Annotated in this window: 17 protein-coding genes; 9 read left to right on the top strand and 8 right to left on the bottom strand. The window is 71.2% G+C overall.

Annotated features, from left to right (window positions below; translation table 11 throughout):
- Positions 1–39 precede the first annotated feature (39 nt).
- The 6 genes from speB to AB0J10_RS06790 all read left to right on the top strand — a co-directional run bounded on the left by speB (position 40) and on the right by AB0J10_RS06790 (position 10253).
- Entirely contained in the window at positions 40–1011 is a 972-nt protein-coding gene (gene speB / locus AB0J10_RS06765; RefSeq protein ID WP_026164802.1) for an agmatinase, read from the top strand.
- A complete protein-coding gene (locus tag AB0J10_RS06770) occupies positions 1008–2690 on the top strand; it encodes a thiamine pyrophosphate-binding protein (protein ID WP_363058542.1) in 1683 nt (560 codons plus the stop codon). The genes speB and AB0J10_RS06770 overlap by 4 nt, the downstream gene beginning before the upstream one ends.
- Before the next feature lie 588 nt (positions 2691–3278).
- Complete coding sequence (locus tag AB0J10_RS06775; RefSeq protein ID WP_363058874.1) at positions 3279–4181, top strand: serine hydrolase; 903 nt, start codon at positions 3279–3281, stop codon at positions 4179–4181.
- A 231-nt stretch (positions 4182–4412) separates the two neighbouring features.
- Positions 4413–8150 (top strand): ABC transporter ATP-binding protein, encoded by a 3738-nt coding sequence (locus tag AB0J10_RS06780; protein ID WP_363058544.1) that lies wholly within the window; start codon positions 4413–4415, stop codon positions 8148–8150.
- 168 nt (positions 8151–8318) lie between these two features.
- Positions 8319–8699 (top strand): hypothetical protein, encoded by a 381-nt coding sequence (locus AB0J10_RS06785; protein ID WP_363058546.1) that lies wholly within the window; start codon positions 8319–8321, stop codon positions 8697–8699.
- Positions 8700–8798: 99 nt separating this feature from the next.
- Complete coding sequence (locus AB0J10_RS06790) at positions 8799–10253, top strand: S28 family serine protease (protein WP_363058548.1); 1455 nt, start codon at positions 8799–8801, stop codon at positions 10251–10253.
- A gap of 168 nt (positions 10254–10421) precedes the next feature.
- Here AB0J10_RS06790 and AB0J10_RS06795 read toward each other — a convergent pair whose 3' ends face one another.
- The 6 genes from AB0J10_RS06795 to AB0J10_RS06820 form a co-directional block, all read right to left on the bottom strand.
- Entirely contained in the window at positions 10422–10994 is a 573-nt protein-coding gene (locus AB0J10_RS06795) for a hypothetical protein (protein ID WP_363058876.1), read from the bottom strand.
- Positions 10995–11152: 158 nt separating this feature from the next.
- On the bottom strand, positions 11153–12988 hold the full coding sequence (locus AB0J10_RS06800) for a glycoside hydrolase family 3 protein (protein ID WP_363058550.1): 1836 nt from the start codon (positions 12986–12988) through the stop codon (positions 11153–11155).
- Positions 12989–13466: 478 nt separating this feature from the next.
- On the bottom strand, positions 13467–13955 hold the full coding sequence (locus tag AB0J10_RS06805; protein WP_363058552.1) for a hypothetical protein: 489 nt from the start codon (positions 13953–13955) through the stop codon (positions 13467–13469).
- A 540-nt stretch (positions 13956–14495) separates the two neighbouring features.
- Entirely contained in the window at positions 14496–15278 is a 783-nt protein-coding gene (locus tag AB0J10_RS06810; protein ID WP_363058554.1) for a sugar phosphate isomerase/epimerase family protein, read from the bottom strand.
- A complete protein-coding gene (locus tag AB0J10_RS06815) occupies positions 15275–16219 on the bottom strand; it encodes a helix-turn-helix domain-containing GNAT family N-acetyltransferase (RefSeq protein WP_363058556.1) in 945 nt (314 codons plus the stop codon). The genes AB0J10_RS06810 and AB0J10_RS06815 overlap by 4 nt, the downstream gene beginning before the upstream one ends.
- Before the next feature lie 189 nt (positions 16220–16408).
- Positions 16409–17509: a LacI family DNA-binding transcriptional regulator gene (locus tag AB0J10_RS06820; RefSeq protein ID WP_363058558.1), complete on the bottom strand. Its 1101-nt coding sequence runs from the start codon at positions 17507–17509 to the stop codon at positions 16409–16411.
- A gap of 718 nt (positions 17510–18227) precedes the next feature.
- Between AB0J10_RS06820 and AB0J10_RS06825 the strand changes: the two genes are divergently transcribed.
- Together AB0J10_RS06825 and AB0J10_RS06830 are read left to right on the top strand one after the other, a co-directional pair.
- Positions 18228–20456: an ATP-dependent RecD-like DNA helicase gene (locus AB0J10_RS06825; RefSeq protein WP_363058560.1), complete on the top strand. Its 2229-nt coding sequence runs from the start codon at positions 18228–18230 to the stop codon at positions 20454–20456.
- A gap of 168 nt (positions 20457–20624) precedes the next feature.
- Positions 20625–21914: a citrate synthase gene (locus tag AB0J10_RS06830; RefSeq protein WP_363058562.1), complete on the top strand. Its 1290-nt coding sequence runs from the start codon at positions 20625–20627 to the stop codon at positions 21912–21914.
- 725 nt (positions 21915–22639) lie between these two features.
- Here the strand turns inward: AB0J10_RS06830 and AB0J10_RS06835 are convergent.
- The gene (locus tag AB0J10_RS06835; protein WP_363058564.1) at positions 22640–22951 is read right to left on the bottom strand and encodes a heavy-metal-associated domain-containing protein; all 312 of its coding nucleotides are present in this window, start codon (positions 22949–22951) and stop codon (positions 22640–22642) included.
- Between the two features lie 111 nt (positions 22952–23062).
- Positions 23063–23740 carry a TetR/AcrR family transcriptional regulator gene (locus tag AB0J10_RS06840; protein ID WP_363058567.1) on the bottom strand — a complete coding sequence of 226 codons (678 nt, stop codon included), beginning with the start codon at positions 23738–23740 and terminating at the stop codon, positions 23063–23065.
- 165 nt (positions 23741–23905) lie between these two features.
- Between AB0J10_RS06840 and AB0J10_RS06845 the strand changes: the two genes are divergently transcribed.
- A complete protein-coding gene (locus AB0J10_RS06845; protein ID WP_363058569.1) occupies positions 23906–26248 on the top strand; it encodes an MMPL family transporter in 2343 nt (780 codons plus the stop codon).
- Position 26249: the final 1 nt, after the last annotated feature.

Raw genomic sequence — 26249 nt, forward strand, 5'->3', positions numbered from 1 at the left:
ACGGATAAGCAGAAAAGCGCAGGAAGAAGAGGCATGGTCATGAGCAGCAACGAGACGCCGCGCGGCCCCATCGACTCGTCCCGCATCCCGCGGTACGCCGGACCCGCGACGTTCGCCCGGCTGCCCCGGCTCGACGAGGTCGGCAGCACCGATGTCGCCGTCGTCGGCGTGCCCTTCGACGCCGGGGTGTCCTACCGGCCCGGCGCGCGCTTCGGCGGCAACGCCATCCGCGAGGCGTCGAGGCTCCTGCGGCCCTACAACCCGGCCCAGGACGCCTCACCCTTCGCACTCGCCCAGGTGGCGGACGCGGGCGACATCGCCGCCAACCCGTTCAACATCAACGAAGCCGTCGAGACCATCGAGGCCGCCGCCGACGACATCCTCGGCACCGGCGCCCGCATGATGACCCTCGGCGGCGACCACACCATCGCACTGCCCCTGCTGCGCTCGGTCGCCAGGAAGCACGGCCCCGTCGCGCTGCTGCACTTCGACGCCCACCTGGACACCTGGGACACCTACTTCGGCGCCGAGTACACCCACGGCACGCCGTTCCGCCGCGCAGTGGAGGAGGGCATCCTCGACACCGAGGCCCTCTCCCACGTCGGCATCCGCGGCCCGCTCTACGGCAAGCAGGACCTGACCGACGACGAGAAGATGGGCTTCGGCATCGTCACCTCCTCCGACGTCTACCGCCGCGGCGCGGACGAGGTCGCCGACCAGCTGCGCCAGCGCATCGGGGACCGCCCCCTCTACATCTCCATCGACATCGACTGCCTCGACCCGGCGCACGCCCCCGGCACCGGCACCCCCGAGGCGGGCGGCATGACCTCCCGCGAGCTGCTGGAGATCCTGCGCGGGCTCGCCTCCTGCAACCTGGTCTCCGCCGACGTCGTCGAGGTCGCCCCGGCCTACGACCACGCCGAGATCACCTCGGTCGCCGCCTCCCACACCGCGTACGAGCTCACCACGATCATGGCCCGCCAGATCGCCGCGTCGAGGAACGACAAGTGACCCACGACCACGACCTCGTGCTGCGCCCCACGGCGGGGCAGGTCGCCGCCGCGCTCAACCCGCCGGCCGGCCGCAACGGCGGGGACCTCGTCGTAGAGGCCCTGGCCGGGCTGGGCGCCACCACGGTCTTCGGACTGCCCGGCCAGCACGCCCTCGGCATGTTCGACGCACTGCGCCGCTCCGACCTGGAGTACGTCGGTCTGCGTGTGGAGAACAACGCGGGCTTCGCCGCCGACGCCCACGGCCGGATCACCGGGCAGGCCACCCCGCTGCTGCTCTCCACCGGCCCCGGCGCGCTCACCTCGCTGGCCGCCCTCCAGGAGGCCGCTGCGGCCAGCGCACCCGTCCTCGCGATCTCCAGCCAGGTGCCGAGCCCGGGCATCGGCGGCGGCCGGCACGGCTATCTGCACGAACTGCGCGACCAGAAGGCGTCGTTCCGGGACGTCGTGAAGTCCGTGCACACCGTGCGCACCGCCTCCCAGATCCCCTCGGCGATCGCCGCCGCCTGGGAGTCCGCGCTGACCGCCCCGCACGGGCCGGTCTGGGTGGAGATCCCCCAGGACGTGCTGCTCGCCGGGACGACCCTGCCGGTCGTCACCTCCCTGGACGCCACCCCGCACGATCTGGTGCCCCGCCCGGAGCTCACCGCCGTCGCCGCGCACCTGCTGCAGAACGCCGAGCGCCCCGCGATCATCGCGGGCGGCGGTGTCGTGCGCTCCGACGCCTCCGGCAAGCTGCTCGCGCTCGCCGAGAAGCTGGACGCGCCCGTCGTGACCACCTTCGGCGGCAAGGGGGCCTTCCCCTGGGAGCACCCGCTGTCGATGCAGTCCTGGCTGGAGGACCGGCACACCACCGACCTCCTGGAGGACGCCGACGTCCTGCTCGTCGTCGGCTCCGGCCTCGGTGAACTCTCCTCGAACTACCACACGTTCGCGCCGCGCGGCCGGGTGGTCCAGATCGAGGCCGACCTCGGCAAGCTGGAGTCCAACCACCCCGGGCTCGGGATCCACGCAGACGCCCGGATCGCGCTCACCGCGCTGCTGGAGACGGTGGAGGAACGCCGTGACCCGTCGGCCGCCGAGCGGGTCTCCGCGCTGCTGGCGAAGGTCCGGGAACGGATCGCCGGCCAGGAGCTGACCCTGGAACAGGAGGTGCTCGACGCGGTCCGCGAGGCCCTGCCGGACGACTCCCCGAGCTTCTGGGACATGACGATCCTGGCCTACTGGGCCTGGTCCGCCTTCGACGCCCGGCGGCCGAACACGATGCACTCGGCGCAGGGGGCCGGCGGCCTCGGCTACGGCTTCCCCGCCGCCCTCGGCGCGGCCGCCGCGGACCGCACCAGGCCGGTGCTCGCGGTCTCCGGCGACGGGGGCGCGATGTACTCGATCGCGGAACTGGCCTCGGCGAAGCAGTACGAGCTGCCGGTGACCTGGCTGATCGTCGACGACGGCGGCTACGGCATCCTGCGCGAGTACATGACGGACACCTTCGGCGAGGCCACCGCGACCGAGCTGTCCCGCCCGGACTTCGTGGCACTCGCCGAGTCCTTCGGCGTACCGGCCGTGCGCACCACCACCCAGTCGCTCCGCGAGGACCTCGCCAAGGCCCTCGCACAGCCCGGCCCCTCGGTGGTCGTACTGCCCGCGGTGCTCAGGATGTTCGCGCCGACGCACCTGTAGGAGGGCGTCGCTCCGGCGCTTCTCGCCGCGCCGCGGGACGGCACGGCGGCAGGGTTCGCCGCCCGGCCGTTGCGGAACGCCTGCACGCCTGCACGCCTGCACGACGCGGCCCGTCGTGTCGGCGCGCAGGTGGCTCCAGCGGTTCTGGAGGCCAGCGCTCCTCGCCCGGCGGGAGTTTCGTCGCTCGTGCGTACGGGCCACTCTCGCCGCGTATGAGTGCGCGTCTCGGAGATCCCCGTACACACGACCAGGACGCCGGCCGGAACGGTTCGATGGCCTGTGCACCAAGGTCACCGAGCCCTCGGGGGGCCCGCTCGACCCGAACTCGCCCGGCGCGGATGGGTCCCCGGCATCCGCTCGGACCTTCTGGTCGGGCCGGGACCCCGGCGCCGCGTTCGTCCGGTCGCTGAGTCCGTCCTGCCTCCCGGCAGACCCTCCCACGGCCACGGGAGGGAGCATGGCCCGCAGCCGCCGTCTCCCGTACAACCTTTCGGAGGCTGCGGAGTCATGTGAGGCGTGAAGAGACACTCCGTACCCAGCCGCCGCAGACGCGGGGCTCTCTGCGCGGCAGCCGCTCTCGGTGTCCTCGTGCCGGTGACCGTCAGCGCGACCCAGAGCACGGCGGGCGCGGCCACCCCCGCCGTGGCGTGCACCTCGAAGACGGCCGGACTCGCGGCCAGGCTCTTCAAGGACATCACCGCCGCCCTCAAGGGACGTGCGTCCACGACCGCGGTGCTCGTCAACGACCGGGTCACCAAGACCAGCTGCGTGCTCCGCCCCGACCAGAGGTTCGACTCGGCCAGCGTCGTCAAGACGACCGTCCTCGCGGCCCTGCTCTGGGACGCGCAGAAGACCGGCCGGCAGCTCTCCGCCACGGAGAGGTCACGCGCCACTGCCATGATCACCAAGTCGGACAACGACGCCACCAGCGCGTTGTGGAGCCGGCTCGGCCTGACCAAGATCAAGGGATTCCTCGCCGCCGCCGGCATGACCAGGACCGTGCCCGGCGCCGGCGGCTACTGGGGGCTCACCCAGATAACCGCCCGTGACCAGCAGCGACTGCTCGCGATCCTGACGGCCAGGAACACCGTCCTCACCGACGCCTCACGCGGCTACGTACTGCAGCTGATGAACGCCGTGGTGCCGGACCAGCGCTGGGGCACACCCGCCGGCGCCCCCTCCACGGCGAAGATCCACGTCAAGAACGGCTGGCTCCCGCGGGCCACGCTGGGCTGGCGCGTCCACTCGATCGGGGCCTTCACCGGCACGGCGCACAACTACCAGCTCACCGTCCTCACCCACGACAACAAGACCATGAACGACGGCATCGCCACCATCCAGGCCGTCGCCCGCGCCGTCCACAAGGACCTCAACCCGACGGCTCCGGCACGCCTCGGCTATGTGCCGACGGACACCCCGCAGGAGTCGGTACCGGCCGTCCCGGGACGCGCGGCCCAGGGCGTGGTGTCCGCGAACCCGGCGCTCCGGTAGCGGGACGAGCCCCTCCACGCGGGCGAACGGCCCGGCGCCCGCACCCACACCGGCGGGCGCCCGACGAGCCGCGCCCGTGAACCCGTGGGCCCATGAGCACGTGCGCCGGGAACGGTCCCTGGTCCTAGGACCAGGGACCGTTCTTTCGCCCGGTCGGGTCGTGACGGGATGAAATCGGGCCCGGCCCGCGTTGGTGCCTTCCGGCAGATCAGGACGACGGGGAGGCAGCTGGTGACGGCGGCGGCAGAGCGATCGTGGGCACGGAGACTGGCCGGTTACGCATGGCGGTACCGGCGGAACGTCGTGCTCGCGCTGGGCTCGTCCCTGGCCGGCATGGCGGTGATGGCGATCGTCCCGCTGATCACCAAGGTCGTGATCGACGACGTCATCGGCGACCACTCACGGTCACTGGCCGTCTGGACAGGACTGCTGATCGCCTCGGCGCTGGTCGTCTACGCGCTCACCTACGTGCGCCGCTACTACGGCGGCAGGCTCGCCCTCGACGTCCAGCACGATCTGCGCACCGACATGTTCCGGACGATCAGCCGGCTCGACGGCCGGCGCCAGGACGAGCTGTCCACGGGCCAGGTCGTCGGCCGTGCCACCAGCGACCTCCAGCTCATCCAGGGCCTGCTCTTCATGCTCCCGATGACCATCGGGAACTTCGTGCTCTTCTTCGTCTCCCTCGGCGTCATGGCCTGGCTGTCGCCGCCACTCACCCTGGTCGCTGTGGCCGTCGCCCCCGCTCTCTGGTTCATCGCGAGACGCAGCCGGCTCAGGCTCCACCCCGCCACCTGGTACGCGCAGCAGCAGGCCGCCGCGGTCGCCGGGGTCGTCGACGGCGCCGTCTCCGGGGTCCGCGTCGTCAAGGGCTTCGGCCAGGAGGACCAGGAGACCGGCAAGCTCAGGGACGTCAGCCGCAGGCTCTTCGCCGGCAGGCTGCGCACGGTCAGGCTGAACGCCGTCTACACCCCGGCCCTGCAGGCCGTGCCCGCACTCGGGCAGGTGGCGATGCTGGCGGTCGGCGGCTGGCTGGCCACGCGCGGTCAGATCACCCTCGGGACCTTCGTCGCCTTCTCCACCTACCTCGCGCAGCTCGTCGGGCCCGTGCGGATGCTCGCCATGGTCCTGACCGTGGGCCAGCAGGCGCGCGCCGGAGTCGAGCGGGTCCTGGAGCTGATCGACACGGAGCCGGCGATCAAGGACGGCACCAAGGAACTCCCGCCCGACGCCCCGGCGACCGTCGAGTTCGACGACGTCGGCTTCTCCTACGGGGAAGGGGAGGGCGCCCGGCCCGTCCTCGACGGCTTCTCCCTGGAGATCCGGTCCGGCGAGACCGTCGCCGTCGTCGGCTCCTCGGGCAGCGGCAAGTCCACGGTCTCACTGCTGCTGCCTCGCTTCTACGACGTCACGCACGGCGCGGTCCTCGTCGGCGGCCATGACGTCCGCGAACTCACCCTGGACTCGCTGCGCGCCGCCGTCGGGCTCGTACCGGAGGACAGCTTCCTCTTCTCCGACACCGTCCGGTCCAACATCGCCTTCGGAAGGCCGGACGCGACGGACGAGGAGATCGCCGAGGCCGCGCGAACGGCACAGGCGGACCGTTTCATCAGCGAGCTGCCGCACGGCTTCGACACCAAGGTCGGCGAGCAGGGTCTGACCCTCTCCGGCGGCCAGCGCCAGCGGATCGCCCTCGCCCGCGCGATCCTGGCCGACCCCCGGCTGCTGCTGCTCGACGACGCCACCTCCGCCGTGGACGCCCGGGTCGAGCACGAGATCCACGAGGCGCTGCGCGGGGTGATGGCCGGGCGCACCACCCTGCTGATCGCCCACCGCAGGTCGACCCTCGGCCTCGCCGACCGCATCGCCGTTCTCGACGGGGGCCGGCTCGCCGACATCGGTACCCACGAGGAACTGCAGGAACGATCCGCGCTGTACCGGCGGCTGCTCACCGACCCCGACGAACTGGGCGGGGTCTCCCCGGGCCACACCCTGCCCGTCGAGATACCGGAGGACCGCACCCTCCGCGCCGAGATGGACGCCGAGTTCGACGCCGAGCGCGGCATCACGCCCCCGTTGTGGGTGCGCAAGGAAGAGGAGGAAGAGGACGAGGCGGCCGGCGCCACCCCCGAACTCCTCGCCCAGGTCGCGGCGCTGCCGCCGGCCGACGACACGCCGAAGGTCGACGAGATCCGGGCGGTGACCCCCGAGGACTCCTACGACCTGCGCAGACTGCTGCGCGGCTTCGGGCTGCCGCTGCTCTTCAGCCTGCTGCTGGTCGCCGTCGACGCGGGCATGGGCCTGCTGCTGCCGGTGCTGATCAGGCACGGCATCGACGACGGTGTCGAGCAGGCCGTGATGACCGCGGTCTGGGTCGCCTCCGCCCTGGCACTGCTGACGGTGCTGGTGCAGTGGGCCGGCCAGATCGGCGCCACACGGATGACGGGGCGTACGGGCGAGCGCATCCTCTACGCCCTGCGGCTCAAGATCTTCGCCCAGCTCCAGCGGCTCGGGCTCGACTACTACGAGCGCGAGCTCACCGGCCGGATCATGACCCGCATGACCACGGACGTGGACGCGCTTTCGACGTTCCTGCAGACCGGTCTGGTCACCGCGTTCGTCTCCGTCGTCACCTTCTTCGGCATCATGGTCGCCCTCGTCGCTCTCGACCTCCAACTGGCCCTGGTGGTCTTCGCGACACTGCCCGTCCTGGTCGTCGGCACGTACTTCTTCCGCCGACAGTCGGTGAAGGCGTACGAGCTGGCGCGGGAGCGGATCAGCGTCGTCAACGCCGACCTCCAGGAATCGGTGAGCGGACTGCGCATCCTGCAGGCGTTCCGCCGCGAGCGGTCCGGCAACCGGCGGTTCGCCGAGCGCAGCGAGAGCTACCGCGAGGCGCGGGTGCGCGGTCAGTGGCTGATCTCCGTGTACTTCCCCTTCGTGCAGTTGCTGTCCTCAGTCGCCGTGGCGGCCGTGCTGATCGTGGGTGCGGGCCGGATCGAGGCGGGCACGCTCACCACGGGCGCGCTGGTCGCCTATCTGCTCTACATCGACCTGTTCTTCGCCCCGGTGCAGCAGCTGTCCCAGGTCTTCGACGGCTACCAGCAGGCCACCGTGTCGCTCGGCCGGATCCAGGAGCTGCTGCGGGAGCCGACGTCGACGAAGCAGCCCCGCGAGCCCCTGGAGGTGCCGTCGCTGCGCGGTGACATCGCCTTCGAGGGCGTTTCCTTCGCATACGCAGACGACAGCGGCGACGGCGGCGGGGAGGCGGCGCTCAGCGGCGTCGACCTGAGGATCCCGGCCGGGCAGACGGTCGCCTTCGTCGGCGAGACGGGCGCGGGCAAGTCCACGTTGGTCAAGCTGGTGGCGCGGTTCTACGACCCGACGAGCGGACGTGTCACCGTCGACGGCACCGATCTGCGGGACCTGGACCTCACCTCCTACCGGCACCGGCTCGGCGTCGTGCCCCAGGAGGCGTACCTCTTCCCCGGCACGGTCCGTGACGCCATCGCCTACGGTCGGCCGGGTGCGAGCGACGCGGAGGTGGAGGCCGCGGCCCGTGCCGTGGGCGCCCACGACATGATCGCCACGCTGGAGGGCGGCTACCTCCACGAGGTCGCCGAGCGCGGCCGCAATCTCTCCGCCGGCCAGCGCCAGCTCATCGCCCTGGCCCGGGCCGAACTGGTCGATCCGGACGTGCTGCTGCTCGACGAGGCGACGGCGGCGCTCGACCTGGCGACCGAGGCGCAGGTCAACCAGGCCACCGACCGGCTCACCGGTCGCCGCACCACGCTGGTCGTCGCACACCGCCTCACCACCGCCGCCCGCGCGGACCGGGTGGTCGTCATGGCGCACGGTCGGGTGGTCGAGGACGGCACGCACGACCGACTTCTCGCGCGGGGAGGGCGGTACGCCGAGCTGTGGCGGACCTTCATCGGCGAGGAGGAGCCGGCAACGGCCCGGTCCTGAGCGGACGCGGGGACCGGCGTCGATCGGTCGGGGCGGCTCTGGGTGGGTACGTGCCTGGACGCGGCCCGCCCGAGCGGTGTTTCCCGCCCAGCCGGGGTCCGGACGGCAACCGTCCGGACCCCGGCTGCGTCGTACGTGAGTACGGCTTGGTGCGGGAGGGGAGAAAACGTGTTCGGGAAACTGCTGAGGCAAGTACTCGCCGTGCTCACGGTCGTCGGTGCCCTCTCCCTGCCCGGGCCGGGGGTCCAGCGGGCGGAAGCCGCGTCCGTCTGCTCCGGCCGTCCCGTGAAGGCGGTCGGCTTCGCCACGGGAGAACTGCGCATCTTCAAGAAACGGAATCTGGTCTGCGCGCTCACCGTCGCCAAACGGCCGGGCGCGGTACGGGCGATGTCGGTGTCCCTCCAGCCGCGCGGCGGGCGCGCCGTCGTGGACAAGGGACGGTTCACCCGGCGGGCCGGGCCCGTCACGGTGCACGCCCTCAACCGCTGTGTCCGGTTGTCCGGCACAATCGCCGGGAGGAGCGCCTCGACCGGCTGGATCCTGTGCTGAAGGTTCCGGTTCCGCACTCTCGCTCAACTCACCCTGGCCATAGGGGCATTGCCCCCGCTAGGTTCACCGCGACCGCTGTGAACCAAGGGGAGTGTGTGCATGCGGAAAACACTGAGATGGCTGCTGTCGCTCGCGGTGCTCATAGGTGGCGCGGGGACGACGGCGAGCGCGGCCACCGCCGCCGAACCCGCCATCGGCTCACCCGTCGCGTCCAAGGGCGTGACGTCCCAGGACATCAAGGACCGGATCCTCGCGATCCCCGGGATGAGCCTGATCGAGGAGAAGCCGTACCCCGGCTACCGCTACTTCGTCCTCAACTACACCCAGCCGGTCGACCACCGGCGCCCGTCCAAGGGCACGTTCCAGCAGCGCATCACCGTGCTGCACAAGGACACGACCCGGCCGACCGTCTTCTACACCAGCGGCTACCACGTCGGTACGACCCCGCGACGGCGTGAGCCCACCCAGATCGTCGACGGCAACCAGGTCGACCTGGAGTACCGCTTCTTCAGCCCGTCGCGGCCCGACCCGGCCGACTGGTCCAAGCTCGACATCTGGCAGGCCGCCAGCGACCAGCACCGCGTCTTCACCGCACTGAAGAAGATCTACGGCAAGAAGTGGATCGCCACGGGCGGCTCGAAGGGCGGCATGACCGCCACGTACTACGAGCGTTTCTACCCGCGGGACATGGACGGTGTCGTCGCCTACGTCGCACCGAACGACGTGAACAACAACGAGGACTCCGCCTACGACCGGTTCTTCGAGAAGGTCGGCACCGCCGAGTGCCGCGACAAGCTGAACGCGGTGCAGCGCGAGGCACTCGTCCGCCGTGACTCGCTGGAGGCGCTGTACACCAAGTACGCGGCGGACAACGGTCACACGTTCAAGACGATCGGCTCGCTCGACAAGGCCTTCGAGGCCGTCGTCCTCGACTACGCCTGGGCCTTCTGGCAGTACAGCCTGGTGAGCGACTGTGCGTCGGTCCCCGTCGCGGCGACCGCCTCGGACCAGGAGATCTGGGACAGTGTCGACGCCATCTCCGGCTTCTCCTTCTACACCGACCAGGGCCTGGAGCCGTACACGCCGTACTACTACCAGGCGGGCACCGAACTCGGCGCGCCGGCCATCGAGCTGCCCCACCTCAAGGGCCTGAGCCGCTACGGCTACCAGGCACCGCGCAACTTCGTGCCGCGGGAGATCCCCATGCGCTTCAAGCCGTGGGTGATGGACGACGTGGACAGCTGGGTCCGTCACCACGCGCGGCAGATGCTGTTCGTCTACGGCGAGAACGACCCGTGGGGTGCCGAACCGTTCCGGCTGGGCAAGGGTGCGCGCGACAGCTATGTCTTCACCGCTCCCGGCGCCAACCACGGTGCCAACATCGCCGGTCTGAAGGCGGACCAGCGGGCGAAGGCCACCGCCCGGATCCTGGAGTGGGCGGGCGTCGCACCGGCTGCCGTCCAGGAGGACCCGACCAAGGCGAAGAGGCTGACGAAGCCGGACACGAAGCTCGACAGGCAGGACATCATGCGGGAGCCGATGCTGCGTCCGTGAACGTGGCCGGGACGGATGCCCGGTGATGTGATCGGTTGTCGGCGGTTGCCGATCGGTGACCGCGGCCGGGAACCCGTGACCGGCGACCAGTGGCCGGCGACCGCTGGTCAACGGTGAACAGCGAACGGTGGGCTGCGCCCCGTCGCCGACGACTCGCGATGCGCGGAGTCAGAGGCGGCGGGCGCAGCCCACCGCTTTGCTGCCGGCGGGCAGTTCCACGAACAGATCCGTCGACGGCGGGCACTGGGAGCGTCCGTCCACGGTCGACGCCACCCTGAACTCGGGCCGGTGCTCACCGGACCCGCCGCAGGCGGTCTCCTTCACCTGCCCCTGGCGCGAGGTGCGGAGACAGTCGCCGACGATCGTGTGCGGTCCGCCCCCACCCCCGGGATCGCCGGGATGCGGCGGCTCCAGATTGCGCATGCAGGCGTAGCCCCGAGGAATCGACCCGTCGCCGTCCTCGTCGAACGCCGGTCGGTGTTCCGAGATGTGCAGCACGAAGTCCGTCGTGTCGGGGCAGACCGGCGTGTCCGTCCGCCGTCCGTCGTGTCGGGCTGTCACTCGCGCCACCGCCTTCTCGCTGGTGCAGGGCACCTCGCGAGCGTCCGCGGGGCCCCGGCCGCTGCAGCTCCCCGGCCCGAGGAACAGCGGTCCGTGTGCGGGCGGCAGCGAGTTCTCGCGTGGCGTCTGTGGGCTCTCGCTCCCGGCGCCGCCCGGACCCGGCCGGCAGGAGAGGAGCACCGCGCAGACCACCCCCGCCCAAAGACGCCGTACATGCATGGATCGCCGCCCCCTGCTCGGTCACTCCAGCGTGACCCGCCGGTGCGGGCGCACGCCAGGGGAGCAGGGGGCTTTCCAACGAGTGAGGGTGGCGCGCCGGTCGCGCGGTGTACGCCGCGCTACCCCCGGTACCTCAGGCCGTGTCCGACCGGGTACAGCACCTGCGTCGGGTCGTCGGCTCGCTGCACCGGTACGGGAAGCCGGCCTTCGGGCTCGGCCCGGCCCGCGATCACCCTTACCGCCGCCCGCAGTTCGACGTCGGTCCAGCTGTAGGTCGCGAGCGAGGCCGCGAAGCCGGTGCCCGTCAACTGCGCGATGTCGTACGGGTTCCGGATGGCGACCGTGACCACCGGGACGCCCGTGGCGACCAGCCGGGAGACGAGGGTCCGCTGCGGACTGGTCGCCGAGACGTTGTACGTGCCGACGACCACGACGTCCTTCCCGGCCGCCGCGGCCACCGCCTCCTCGATCCTGGCGGCCGTGGGGGTGATGCCGGTGGACAGCGCCGTAGCGGTGAAGCCCAGTTCGGTGAAGCCCTTTGTGAGCGTGGCGGTCGGGGGCCCGGTCGTCCCCGACGGGGAGGCCGGATCCGCGCCGACCACGAGCACATTGCGGTGTCTGCGACGGGACAGCGGCAGCAGACCGGCCGGATCGGCGAGCAGTGTGGTGGTGTCCTGGGCGATCCGGTCGGCGGCGGCCAGGTGGGATCGCTTGCCCACGGTGCGGTCCACGCCCTCGCGGGTGACGAACGGCTGCCGGAAGAGACCCAGTTCGTCCTTCAGCAGCAGAATGCGCAGGATCGATTCCTCGATGCGCTGTTCGGTCAGCTCACCGCTCCGCACGGCCTCCAGGACGGCGTTCCAGGCGACGCTCAGGTTCGGCGGGTTGAGCAGCTGGTCGCAGCCGGCCTTCAGGGCCAGCACCGGAACCCGGTCGTCGCCGTACTTCTGCCGTACGCCGGCCATGTCGAGCGCGTCGGTGACGACGACCCCGTCGTAGCCGAGCTCCTCGCGCAGTATCCCCGTGAGGATGGGGCGGGACAGTGTCGCCGGGTCCCCGCTCGGGTCGAGTGCCGGGACGACGATGTGCGCCGTCATGATGGAGCGGATGCCCGCGGCGATCGCCGCCCGGAAGGGCGGAGCGTCCAGCTCGCGCCACTCCTCGCGGGTGTGGTGGATCGTCGGCAGCGAGTGGTGGCTGTCGGACACGGTGTCCCCGTGACCCGGGAAGTGCTTGGCCGTCGCGGCGATGCCCGCGCCCTGGTAGCCCCGCACCTGTGAGGCGACCAGCTCCGAGACGGCCCGGGGGTCGGAGCCGAACGACCGCACGCCGATGACCGGGTTGGCCGGATTGACGTTGACGTCGGCGACCGGTGCGTAGTTCTGCCGGATGCCCATCGCGGCGAGCTCGGTGCCGGCGATCCGGGCGGCCTTCCGGGTGTCGGAGCGGGAACCGCCCGCCCCCAGTGCCATCGCGCCCGGCACGAGCGTGGCGGGCTTGCCGACCCGGGCGACGATCCCGTGCTCCTGGTCCGTGGAGATCAGCAGCGGAACGGGGGTGGGCTGGGCGAGTCCGGCCTGCTGGATCCCGTTGGACAGCTCGGCGATCTGCTGCGGGTCACGGGTGTTGTGGGCCCAGACGAAGTAGATGATGCCGCCGACGTGGTAGCGCTCGACCAGTTCGGCGGCCGAACGTACCCCGATCTCCCTGAGGTTGGCGTCGACGTCGGCCTGGTCCGGTGCGGTGGCGGAGTGCCCGTACACCCGCATCACGAAGAGCTGCCCCACCTTCTCCTCAAGGCTCATTCGGGAGATGAGCCGCTGGAGGTGTGCGCGCGTGGGGCCGCGGTCGGGGGAGCCCGCGTGTGCGGGGCCGGAGGTGAGGGCCGCGGCCGCGGCACCTGCGGCGGTGGCGGCGAGAACGGAACGTCTGGACGGGGTGGTCCGGTCGGGCACTGGTGCTCCTTCCCTGAAGGAAACTTCCAAGGGTCACGGATATCCGGAAAGTAACTGCCAGTCAAGGGAATCGGCCGGACGGGGCGCACCGGTGGCGGCGGCAGCCGCGCTGCGACGGTTCAGGGAAGCGCGTGGAGGAGAGGGTGCGTGGACAAGGGAGCGCCTGGAGGAGAGGAGGGACCGCCACCGGAGCTGGGAGGGGGCGCACCGGTGGCGGCGTGCCGCAGGCCGCAGGCGGCCAGGGAGGGAGTCAGCGATCGCAGCCAGCAACGAGGGCCGACGACGCCGCTCTGCGGTGACTCGTCCGCGGCACGGCACTTGGACGCCGGGGCCCCGTCTTGGGTTCCCCGCGCACGGAGAGTTTCCCGGTTCCGCCGAGGGGCGGGGCGGGTATCTGCCGGGCGCCGAGGGCCGGGGCGCTCACGACCTTGGGCGGCCCCGCGGCGCCGCCGGGGTCTGCCGGCGGGAGATCACGGACTCAGCGCCACTCCTGGACGTCCACGACCGTGCCCGCGGTCAGATCCGGATGCCCCCAGAAGTCGCCGACCTGCGTGGCGACGACGAGCACGGGCCGCCCCTGGGCGTCCAGATGCGCCGTGAAGAACCCGAACACCCATGAAGGCTCGGCGACCAGGTCCCGCGGAGGCGCCAACCGGACCAGCTCCGTCCCGTCCGCCTCGTACACGACCGCGTTGTCCGTGGGCGTGTACGGGGTGTCGTCCAGCGCCTCGACGACGATCACCCGGCCGTCCCAGGCGAGTGCCGCCTGGGTCGGTCCCGCGAAGTCCTTCTGCACGACCCCGCCGCCGTGCGTCCAGCGGACGACGCGGTCACCGTGGCTCCAGCCGGTGACGACCGGGCCCTGGCCGTGGCGGGCCGCGTTCGCGGCCTGGGCGCTCGGGCCCTGAAGGCTCGGGTCCTGAGGGTTCGGGTCCTGAGGGTTCGGGTCCTGAGGGTTCGGGCTCATGGGCGGTCTCCATGGGCTTCACGCTGTCGCCGATGAACTTCAGCCTACTGCGGGAGGCTCGTCCGGCGATCTCCGCCGGTTCCGGCGGACACCGGGTCCCGGCCTCGTTCGCCGCCGTGGTCCGGCACCGGTCAGTCCCGGGGTGCTGCGGTTCGTTCGCTGCCTCGCTCCGGCATCGGTCAGTCCCGGCGCGCTGCCGTTGGCCCGCAGCCGGCCGGCCCCGGTCTGCGTCCGCCACTCAGCCGGGACCCGGTACCGCCCGGCACTCGTTCGCCGGCCATGCCTCGGTCCTCCCCTGCCCCGACCCGTGTCGGTGAGCCCCTGACCCGGCGCTCATTCGGCGCTTCCGTCCCGCCCTGTGCTTCCGTCCTGGCCGTCCTGCACCCGCTCGCCGGGCATGCCCACGGTGGCTGCCCCCGCATCGTTCGGGCTCAGGTCCCGCATGGGCCCGGACCTGCCGGCCCGGCGTGGGCAGGCTCCCCTGCGCGCCGGGTCCGGCCGGGGCGTGGCCAAGCCGTGCACGGTACCGGACCGGAAGGTTCAGGAGCGCACCAGCGACTCGAGGTGCTCCCGCCCCGCCGCGAGTATCCCCGGCAACTCGGCCGCGCCCGGGTGCCAGCGCCTCTCGTACTCCCAGCACACCCAGCCGTCGCCGTCCGCGAGCCCCAGGCACTCACCGAGGGGAAGGACCCCGGCGCCCAGTGGCAGCGGCGTGAGGTCCTCCGCCGAGGCGACGTCCTTGACCTGGACGCAGCCCAGGTAGGGCCCGAGCGCCGCCCGGGTGGTGACGGGCGGTTCCCCCTCCAGCCACGGGTGCAGGACATCCCACAGAGCTCCCACGTGCTTGTGCCCGACCTGGCCCACGATGCGGGAGACCGCGGTGCCCGTGCGGTGCGAGTCATGGGTTTCCAGCAGGACCCGAACACCCGCGTCGGCGGCGGTCTCGGCTACCGCGGCGAGCCGCCTGGCAGCCGTCGCGTCGGCGGTCTCCCGGGGCTGGTCGCCGCCCCCGGGGAACACCCGGACGAAGGTCGCCCTCAGATCCCTTGCCAGCCGGACCAGTTCTGTCAGCTCCTCGCTCATGGCCGCCTCGTCGCCGGCCGCCGCCACCTGGGCGTAACCGGCGACCGTCACGATCTCCACGCCCGCGCGTGCGAACGCGTCCACGACCGCGTCGCGTTCGCGTATTCCCATGGCCAGGTTGACCGGCTCCTCCGGGTGGGTGCGCAGCTCCACTCCCTGCCAGCCGGTCGAGGCTGCCAGGGCGGCCACCGCCGGTACGGGCATGCCGGGAACGCCGAGGGTCGAGAAGGCGAACCTCACTTGGGTGATCCTTCCTGGAGGGGCAACCGCCAGTCCTGGCCGACCAGGTCGGCCCCGTACGAGCGGTGCGGCTGCTCCGCGACGAGCGTGAACCCTGCGCGCTGGTAGATGCTCCGGGCGGCCGTCAGGACGTCGTTGGTCCAGAGCACCAGTTCCCGGTACCCCACGTCCCGGGCGAAATCCACCACCGCGCCCACCAGACGCTCCCCCAGGCGGTGGCCGCGCGCCTCCGGCTCGACCAGCAGCAGCCTCAGCCGGGCGGTGGCCGGGGCCTCGTCCCGTACGCACATCACGGAACCGACCGGGCGGCCGTCCAGCTCCGCTATCCACACCCGCTCGAGATGGGGATCGTGGTCCTGGGCGAAGTCCGCGACGATCCGGGCGACCAGCCCTTCGAAGTCCGCGTTCCAGCCGTACTCCGCCGCGTAGAGCGCGCCGTGCCGCTGGACGATCCAGCCCAGCTCACCGGGCACCGGGTCGCGCAGCATCGGCCCCTCGCCGTGCCCCTGCCGATCCGGCCGGACCTCGCCCAGTATGTCGCGCACGGTGCGCATGGCCTCGGTCAGCCGGGGCTGCTCCACGGCGGGCACATCGGCCAGCAGCCTGCCCACGGCCTCCCGGGAGCGCTCGTCCAACAGGGCGGTCGCCTCTCGCCCGCGTGGTGTCAGCGTTATGCGCTGCCGCCGCGAGTCCTCCTCGGACGGGGCCCGCTCGACCAGACCGTCCCGCTCGAACTTGCCGAGCAGCCGGCTCAGATAGCCGGCGTCCAGGGACAGCTCCAGCCGCAGGTCCGCGGCGTCGGTCCGCGGGGCGTGAGCCAGCTCGTACAGCACCCGTGACTCGGTGAGCGTGTACGGCGTGTAGAGGTGTTTGCCGTAGTCGAGCGCGCCGATGAGGTTGGTGTAGAAGCGGTTGAAGGCGCGGATCTCCTGGATGGCCATGACGAACCCCCCGACCTTTCCTTTGACTGAGTCAAGGCTAGGTTCGTGGAATGACGCCCGGCAAGGCCTGTGGACAACTCCCGCCGCCTCCGCCGGGCATACCGTTCGCACCGGGATCGCAGGGCGCGACGAGCCCCCGCCCGGGCCCTTTACGGCGTCCCGCCGCCTGCCCTCGGGGTCGTGCGCCCGTCAGTCCTTGCGCGGCGGCGCCGTCGACGCCCGCGCCATCAGTTCCGCGCCGACGGTCGCGATGCCGCCCGGCGGCGGAGCCTCCCTGCCCATGGCGAGACGGCCCGCGCGCACCCCCGCCTCGTGCAGCGGCAGTCGTACCGTCGTCAGTGCCGGCACCGCGTCCACCGAGAACGGCAGGTCGTCGAATCCGGCCACCGAGACGTCCTCCGGGATGCGCAGTCCCAGGTCGCGCAACGCCGCGCAGGCACCCAGTGCCACTGTGTCGTTGGCCGCGACGATCGCCGTCAGACCGGGATCGCGGCGCAGCAGTTCCAGCGTGGCGTCGTAGCCCGAGCGCCGGTCGTACAGGCCGTGGATGGTCAGCGGCTCCTGGTCCTCCGGGACGGATCCGGCCGCACCCGCGCCCCCCTTCGCGGCGTCGGCCGCCCTCGCCGCTTCCAGCGCCGCGCGATGGCCTTCGAGCCGGTGCCGTGTGGTGGTGCGCCCGGTGGGGCCCGCGACGTACCCGATCCGCCGGTGCCCGAGGCCGGTCAGGTGTTCCGTGAGCCGCCGCCCGCCGCCCCGGTTGTCGAAGGCGAGCGTGGCGGTGACGGAGCCCCCGGGGACGGGTGGGCGGCCGCAGAGCACGACCGTGGTCCCCGCGTCCGCGAGCTTCCCGAGCTTGGCTGCCATCGCGGTGAGGTGGTCCGGGTCCTCCGGTGCCCCGCCCGTGAGGACCACGGCGGCCGCCCGTTGCCGCTGCAGCAGTGTCAGGTAGGTCAGTTCGCGTTCCGGGGAGCCGCCCGTGTTGCACACCACCGCCAGCTTCTCGCCGCCCGCCCGGCCCGAGGTGCCTTCGCCGATCGCGCTCTGCGCGGCGCCGGCCAGGATCCCGAAGAACGGGTCGGCGATGTCGCTGACGAGGATCCCGACCAGGTCGGAGGTGGCCGCTGCGAGTGAGCTGGCCGGCCCGTTGAGGACGTAGTCGAGCTCGTCCACCGCGCGCAGGACGCGTTCCCGGGTCGGGGCCGCGACCGGGTAGTTGCCGTTGAGGACCCGGGAGACGGTTGCCGGGGAGACCCGGGCGCGAGCCGCCACATCAGCCAGCGTGACTGTCATCGCTTTCCTCCCAGGGGGATCCGGCCGGGCCCTTGCCCGGGCTACTGTCCGCAGGCTAGCGCCATCACTGGCGGAAAGCGCTTGCCATGACCATTTCGCCGCCGCTTCGAGCAATCGGGGAGACCGAGCAAGCGGGGAGACATGGAGGCGCCTTCGTGACAGGCAGGACGTGCGGATCGCCATGAACGGCGTCACGGGGCGGATGGGTTCCGGCAGCACCTCGTGCGCTCCCTCCTCGTGACACGCGGAGAGGGCGGAATCGGCCTGGGCGACGGTGCGGTCCTCGGCGAGCACCGCGGCCAGGTCCGTCGACCACTCCTCAGAGAAGGCGATGGTGTCGGTGCCGAGCGCGACCGCGGCCTCCTGCAGCCGGTGGTTCCCGAGTTCGGTCAGGACGTCCTGCTCAAATGAATCGTGACTCATGCCCGAAACGCCAAGTCTCCCCCGTGCATCGGCGTTTCGAGATTCCGGAAGAACAACTGCCCGCAATCGTGCAACCCTTCCGGCGTGACGTGTGTCGTACTGGGCGTCAGGGCTCCTGGGGAGGGATTCCGGGGGGATTCGGAGGAGTTCTGAGGGTGGGGGAACGAGGGGCCCGGTCGTTCGACCGGGCCCCCTGGATGCCCGGGCGGTCGGCCCCTCCCGTTCCGAGAGGACCGGCCCGCCGGGTTCTCCACAGGCCGGACGGGTTGTCCGAGCCGGGCGGTAGCGTCTGCGCATGTCCAATCTGGCAGTGCTCGAAGGGGTCCTGGAGCGGATCACCTACGCCAACGAGGAGAACGGGTACACGGTCGCCCGGGTCGACACCGGCCGCGGCAGCTCCGACCTCCTGACGGTCGTCGGCTCGCTCCTCGGCGCGCAGCCGGGTGAATCGCTGCGGATGGAGGGTCGCTGGGGCTCCCACCCGCAGTACGGCAAGCAGTTCACCGTCGAGAACTACACCACCGTCCTGCCCGCCACCGTCCAGGGCATCCGGCGCTACCTCGGCTCCGGCCTCATCAAGGGCATCGGGCCCCGCATCGCCGAGCGCATCGTCGACCACTTCGGAGCCGGCACCCTCGACGTCATCGAGCAGGAGCCTGGCAGGCTCGTCGAGGTCCCCGGCCTCGGCCCCAAGCGCACGAAGATGATCGGCGTCGCCTGGGAGGAGCAGAAGGCCATCAAGGAAGTCATGGTCTTCCTCCAGGGAGTGGGCGTCTCCACGTCCATCGCCGTGCGGATCTACAAGAAGTACGGGGACGCGTCGATCTCCGTGGTCAGGAACCAGCCCTACCGGCTCGCGGCGGACGTCTGGGGCATCGGCTTCCTCACCGCAGACCGGATCGCCCAGGCGGTGGGCATACCCCACGACAGCCCCGACCGGGTCAAGGCCGGCCTGCAGTACGCCCTGTCCCAGTCCGCGGACCAGGGGCACTGCTACCTGCCGGAGGACAGGCTCATCGCCGACTCGGTGAAGCTGCTCCAGGTGGACACGGGGCTGGTGATCGACTGCCTGGCCGAGCTGGCGGCCGAGGAGGAAGGGGTCGTCCGGCAGCAGGTCCCTTCGCCCGAGGGCGGGGACCCGGTCACCGCGGTCTACCTCGTGCCCTTCCATCGCGCCGAGCTGTCCCTCGCCGCCCAGCTGACCCGGCTGCTGCGCACGGACGAGGACCGTATGCCTGCCTTCCGGGACGTGGCCTGGGACAAGGCGCTGGCCTGGCTCGCCGCGCGCACGGGCGCGGAGCTGGCGCCCGAGCAGGAGCAGGCGGTCCGGCTCGCCCTCACCCGCAAGGTGGCCGTCCTGACCGGCGGCCCCGGCTGCGGCAAGTCGTTCACGGTCCGCTCCATCGTCGAGCTCGCCCGTGCCAAAAAGGCCAAGGTGGTCCTCGCCGCACCCACGGGAAGGGCGGCCAAGCGGCTCGCGGAGCTGACCGGAGCCGAGGCGTCCACCGTGCACCGGCTCCTGGAGCTGAAGCCGGGCGGAGACGCCGCCTACGACAGGGACCGGCCGCTCGACGCCGATCTCGTGGTGGTCGACGAGGCCTCCATGCTGGACCTGCTGCTGGCCAACAAGCTCGTGAAGGCCGTGGCGCCGGGCGCCCATCTGCTGCTGGTCGGCGACGTGGACCAGCTCCCGAGCGTCGGCGCCGGAGAGGTCCTCAGCGATCTGCTCGCGGACGGCAGTCCGGTCCCGTCCGTCCGGCTCACCCGTATCTTCCGGCAGGCCCAGCAGTCGGGCGTGGTCACCAACGCCCACCGGATCAACTCCGGTGCCCAGCCCCTCACAGCGGGGCTGAGCGACTTCTTCCTCTTCGTCGAGGACGACACCGAGGAGGCGGGCCGGCTCACCGTCGACGTCGCCGCCCGGCGCCTTCCCGCCCGCTTCGGGCTGGACCCGCGGCGCGATGTGCAGGTCCTCGCGCCCATGCACCGGGGCCCCGCCGGCGCGGGCACCCTGAACGGTCTCCTGCAGCAGGCGATCACCCCCGCCCGCCCCGATGTGCCGGAGAAGCGGTTCGGCGGCCGGGTCTTCCGCGTCGGCGACAAGGTCACTCAGGTTCGCAACAATTACGAAAAGGGGAAGAACGGAGTCTTCAACGGCACGGTCGGCGTGGTGACCTCACTCGATCCTGTCGAGCAGCGGCTGACGGTGCTGACGGACGAGGACGAGGAGGTGCCGTACGACTTCGACGAGCTGGACGAGCTCGCCCATGCGTACGCCGTCACGATCCACCGCTCCCAGGGCAGCGAGTATCCGGCCGTGGTGATCCCGGTCACCACGGGGGCCTGGATGATGCTCCAGCGGAACCTGCTCTACACGGCCGTCACGCGAGCGAGGAAGCTCGTCGTGCTCGTCGGCTCCCGCAGGGCGGTAGGGCAGGCGGTCCGCACCGTCTCGGCAGGCAGGCGCTTTACCGCACTCGACCACAGGCTGACAGGTGGAGCGTTCGTGGCAAAGATCACCTAACACTTCCGGAACCGGGGCGAAGGGGGCAGGATGAGCAGGCTGGGCGGCACTGAGTGCCGCTGACCGGCCGAATGGTCGACCCCGAGTGCACTCTCCTCAGCCAAATGGGGGATGGTAGAGACAGTCAGGGCACCTCGAAGAAGAGGCACTACGTCGGTGAGGGATGACGTGAGCGACAACTCTGTAGTACTGCGGTACGCGGACGGTGAATACACCTACCCGGTGGTCGAGAGCACCGTCGGCGACAAGGGCTTCGACATCGGGAAGCTCCGGGCGCAGACCGGTCTGGTGACCCTGGACAGCGGTTACGGCAACACGGCCGCCTATAAATCCGCGATCACCTACCTCGACGGCGAGCAGGGCATCCTGCGCTACCGCGGCTACCCGATCGAGCAGCTGGCCGAGCGCTCCAGCTTCCTCGAGGTGGCCTATCTGCTGATCAACGGCGAGCTGCCGACCGTCGACCAGCTGGCTGCGTTCCGGGGCGAGATCACCCAGCACACGCTGCTGCACGAGGACGTCAAGCGGTTCTTCGACGGCTTTCCGCGCGACGCCCACCCGATGGCCATGCTGTCGTCCGTGGTCAGCGCGCTGTCGACCTTCTACCAGGACAGCCACAACCCGTTCGACGAGAAGCAGCGCCACCTCTCCACCATCCGGCTGCTGGCCAAGCTCCCGACGATCGCCGCCTACGCGTACAAGAAGTCGATCGGTCACCCGTTCGTCTACCCGCGCAACGACCTGGGCTACGTCGAGAACTTCCTGCGGATGACCTTCTCGGTCCCGGCCCAGGAGTACGAGCTGGACCCGGTCGTCGTGGCCGCCCTCGACAAGCTGCTCATCCTGCACGCGGACCACGAGCAGAACTGCTCGACGTCCACCGTGCGCCTGGTGGGCTCCTCGCAGGCGAACATGTTCGCCTCCATCTCCGCCGGCATCTCCGCCCTGTGGGGCCCGCTGCACGGTGGCGCCAACCAGTCCGTGCTGGAGATGCTGGAAGGCATCGCGGCCACCGGTTGCGACGTCGACACCTTCATTCGCAAGGTGAAGGACAAGGAGGACGGCGTCCGCCTGATGGGCTTCGGCCACAGGGTCTACAAGAACTTCGACCCCCGCGCCAAGATCATCAAGGCTGCCGCCCACGATGTGCTCTCCGCCCTGGGCAAGTCCGACGAGCTGCTGGACATCGCCCTGAAGCTGGAGGAGCACGCGCTGTCCGACGACTACTTCGTCGAGCGCAAGCTGTACCCGAACGTGGACTTCTACACCGGTCTGATCTACCGGGCCATGGGCTTCCCGACCGAGATGTTCACCGTGCTCTTCGCCCTCGGCCGCCTTCCGGGCTGGATCGCCCAGTGGCACGAGATGATCAAGGAGCCGGGTTCCCGCATCGGTCGCCCGCGCCAGATCTACACCGGCGAGGTCCTGCGCGACTTCGTCCCGGTCGAGGCCCGCTGAGGTCTGCTCGGCACTCCCGTCGCGCCCCGGTGCGAGGGTCCTGTACGCAGAGAAGCGCCCCGCTGCCGATCCCCCCACGGGTCGGCAAGCGGGGCGCTTCCCATATCCCCGGTGCGGATTCCCCCCACGGGATCCGGCCGGGCGTCTGCTGGTGTCCAGCAGAAGCTCTTCGCGACGCGGTCTGCCGGGGTACGTATCTTCGGGAGGGCCGCTCAAAGCTCCCCGGTCGTACGTGCCCCGGCCAACGCTTGCCTGGGACGTCCCCCAAGACATCCCATGAGCGTCCCCCAAGACGCTCTGGCATCGCCCACTTAGACTCGCGAAGAGCCCGAATGGTTACCCATAAATATCTGTGATCTGGGTCTCTTTGTGAAGGTCCTGTGTACCACGTGAAGGATCGCAGATGCAGCCTCCCGTCGGCCACGGAAACGGATGAGTAGGTCCTGGCAATTCCCGGACCGCGGGATTCGAGGGGGCCGGGGACGGCCGGCCCGTGTCGCCGAAGGCCGGGGAGGGGCCGTGAGGGCGGGCTGGTCCGGGCGGGGCTCTCTGGCGGGACCGACGGGGCGAGGGTCGCCTCCGCGGGCCGCGGGGGCTGCCGAAGGGCCGGGAACGCCGAAGCCGCCCCGGGTGGAGGTTCGGGGCGGCAGGAGGCGTGGTCGAGGTGTTCCGGCGGAGCCGGTGCCCGGTCGGGGAGGGGCGAGGTGAATGGCCGTGCGCGGAGGTCAGGCCTCGCCCACGAGCTCGTAGCCCGCTTCGTCGACCGCCGCGCGCACGGCCGTCTCGTCGAGCGGTGCGGCCGAGACCACGGTGACCCGTCCGGTCGTGGCGACGGCCGTGACGGACGTGACGCCGGCGATCGCGGAGATCTCCTCGGTCACGGCGCCCTCGCAGTGGCCGCACGTCATGCCCTTCACCAGGTAGACCGAGGTGGTGCCGCTCGGCTCGGTGTCCGCCGCGCTGCCGTGGCAGGAGCCGGTGGGTGAGCAGCAGGAGCCGCTTGCCTCGATGGTGCCGGTGTTCGTCTCGGCGGTCATGGCGTTCTCCTCTGTGCGGGTGTGTCGCTCGGTGGTCACTTCGTCCGGCGAAGTGGTGCGTCGGGGTCCGGGGGTGCGTGACTCCCCCGACCCCCGCTTCACTTTATACCCCTAGGGGGTATGAGTGCGAGTGCCCTCCGGCTGCGGGGTGGCGTCGACCAGTGGCTGGAGGTAGCGGTGCACCAGCCTCTTCAGCTCGGTCCTGTACGCCTCCCGCTGTGCTCCCTCGTGGGCGAGGATCAGCTCCAGTCCCGCCTTGACCGCGGAGAACGTCATGTTTGCGACACGGCTGAGCTCGGCGGGTGCGGAGTTCGGGAGGAAGTCGCCGAGGACCTGCTCGACGCGCTCGAGCAGTGCCGAGTGCACGGCGTCGTGCTCCTCCGTGATCCGGCCGGGGATCTCGGATCCGTGCATGAGGACGGTGAAGGCGGGGTTCGCGCAGTTGAACTCGATCAGTGGATCCAGGACCGAGTCGAGCAGTTCGTCGAGCGGGAGGGTCGGGTCGAGGGTGTCGAATGCGGCGCCGTGGGTTTCGCGCCAGCGCTGCATCAGTCGACCGCCCAGCTCGACGGCGATCGCCTCCTTGTTCGGGAAGAACTGGTACAGCGTGCCCGGTGAGACGCCTGCCTCGCGGGCGATGGCGTTGGTGCTCGCGGCGGTGTAGCCGCAGCGGCAGAACACGCCGGCGGCGGCCTCCAGGAGCTGGGCGATCCGGCGCTCGCCCCGTGCCTGGCGGCGGCGCGGTTGCGCGGACCCGCCTTGTTCCCCGGCATCCGGTGCCTCTGGCATGTGAACCACCAATCCCCAGTTCTCCGGGCTCGGTTGACAAACGCGAGTGTGCGCTCGCATTCTTGTGGAACGCGAGCGATGACTCGTGTTTGCCAGTCTATGGCAATGGCCGACCCGTGCTGCCTCCTGCGCGGCACCGGTCTCGGGGGAGGGGAACACCACCCGATGTCCGACGTCAATCACGAGCCGCGCCCGGGCGGCTGGACCCGTTTCGTCACCGCGCGACCACGGCTGTCGCTGCTTCTCGCCCTCGTCGTCACCGCCCTCGCCGTCCTCGCGGGCGGCGGGGTCGCCGACCGGATGGGCAGCGGAGGGTGGGAGGACCCCGATGCGCAGTCGACGTATGCGACCGAAGCCCTCGACCGAGAGTTCCCCGCCGCGCGGCCCAATCTGCTCCTCCTCGTCGGCACCGGTCCCGAGGGTGTGGACGATCCGTCCGTCGCCGCCGAGGCCGAGCGGCTGACCGAGCGGCTGGCCGGTGAGGAGGGCGTGACGGGCGTCGGCTCCTACTGGCGGACCAAGTCGCCCGCCCTGCGCGCCGAGGACGGTCGTGAGGCACTCGTCGCCGCCCGGATCGAAGGAGACGAGAAGACGGCCGCGGGGGTGCTGGAGCGCATCGCGCCCGAGTACCGGGGCAAGCACGGGCCCGTGCACGTCTCCGTCGGCGGGCCCGTCGCGGTCATGCACGAGATGGAGACGACCATCCAGGAGGACCTTCTGCGTGCCGAGCTGATCGCGCTGCCGGTGACGCTGCTCCTGCTTGTGATGGTCTTCGGCAGCGCGGTCGCGGCGCTGCTGCCGCTGGGCATCGGCATCGTCGCCATCCTGGGGACGAACGCCGTGCTTCGCGGACTGACCGAGTTCACCGACGTCTCGGTCTTCGCACAGAACCTCACGACGGCCCTCGGCCTCGGACTCGCCATCGACTACGCCCTGTTCATCGTGCGCCGCTTCCGGGAGGAACTGGCTGCCGGGGCGCAGAGCCGGGAGGCGATCGCGACCACCGTCCGCACCGCCGGCCGTACGGTGCTCTTCTCGGCGCTCACGGTGGCCGTGTCACTGGCCGCGATGCTGGTCTTCCCGCAGTACTTCCTGCGGTCGTTCGCCTACGCGGGGATCGCCGTGGTCCTGTTGGCCGCCGCGGCCGCGCTCCTGCTGCTCCCCGCCGCACTGGTGCTGCTCGGCGACCGCGTGAACGCACTCGATCTGCGGAAGCTGTTCCGTCGCGGTGGTCCGCAGAGGGCGGGCGACGCCGGGCGGCCGCACTCCGAAACGAGTTCGGCGGCAGACGCCGACGGGGTGGGCTGGGCCCGGCTGGTGCGCCTGGTGATGCGCCGGGCCCCTGTCTTCGCGGTGGCCACCACCGCCGGGCTGGTGCTGCTCGGGCTGCCCTTCCTCGGGGTGCGGTTCGGACCGGCGGACGACCGCCAGCTCCCGTCCGGTGCGGAGTCCCATGTCGTGCAGCAGCACATCCGGGAGGGGTTCCCCGGAAGCCCGGGCGGTGGCCTCGACGTCTTCGCCGAGGGCCCTGCCACCCCTGCCGAGTACGCCCGGTACCGTGAGCGCGTCGAGGCCCTTCCTGGCGTACTGCGTGTCGACGGACCGCTGGTCTCCGGCGAGCACGCGGTGTTCACGGTGCTGCCCGAGGAGGAGTCCGTCGGCGAGGAGTCGCAGCGGCTGGTCCGCGACCTCCGCGCGGAGCCCGCCCCGTTCGAGACCTCCGTGACCGGCGCCGCGGCGATGCTGGTCGACTCCAAGGACGCGATCGGTGAACGGCTGCCGTGGGCCGCGGCGATCATCGCCGTCGTCACTCTCCTGCTCGTCTTCCTGCTCACCGGCAGTGTGCTGATCCCACTTCAGGCCGTGGTGCTCAACGGGCTCAGTCTCACAGCGATGTTCGGGGCCGTGGTCTGGATCTTCCAGGAGGGGCACCTCTCCGGCCCCCTCTCCTTCACCGCCACGGGCGCGATCGAGACGACGCTTCCCGTGCTGATGTTCTGCGTCGCCTTCGGGCTGTCCATGGACTACGGCGTGTTCCTGCTCTCCCGTATCAAGGAGGAGTACGACCGCACCGGCGACCACGAGCACGCCGTGGCCTTCGGGCTGCGCCGCACCGGCGGGCTGATCACCGCAGCGGCCGTGATCCTCGCGGTGGTGATGGTCGCGATCGGCACCTCGCGGGTGAGCAACACCAAGATGCTCGGCCTCGGCATCGCCCTCGCCGTGCTCATGGACGCCATGGTGGTGCGCAGTCTGCTGGTCCCCTCGGTGATGAAGCTGACGGGCAGGGCCACCTGGTGGGCCCCGGCTCCGTTGCGGGCGCTCCATGCGAGGTTCGGTCTCAGCGAGGGCGGGATATCCGGGCCCGCCCCGGCGGACTCCGTCGCGCAGGAGCGCGACACCGAGGAGCGGGGCGGGCTCTCCACGGCTGACAGGGGCGGTGCCGCGGACGAGGCGGACGACCGAAACGGCGAACGCGACCGCGACAACGTCCCTGTGGGCGGTTAGG

Origin of the sequence: Streptomyces sp. NPDC049887 (assembly GCF_040656535.1) — a bacterium.
Classification (GTDB): Bacteria; Actinomycetota; Actinomycetes; order Streptomycetales; family Streptomycetaceae; genus Streptomyces.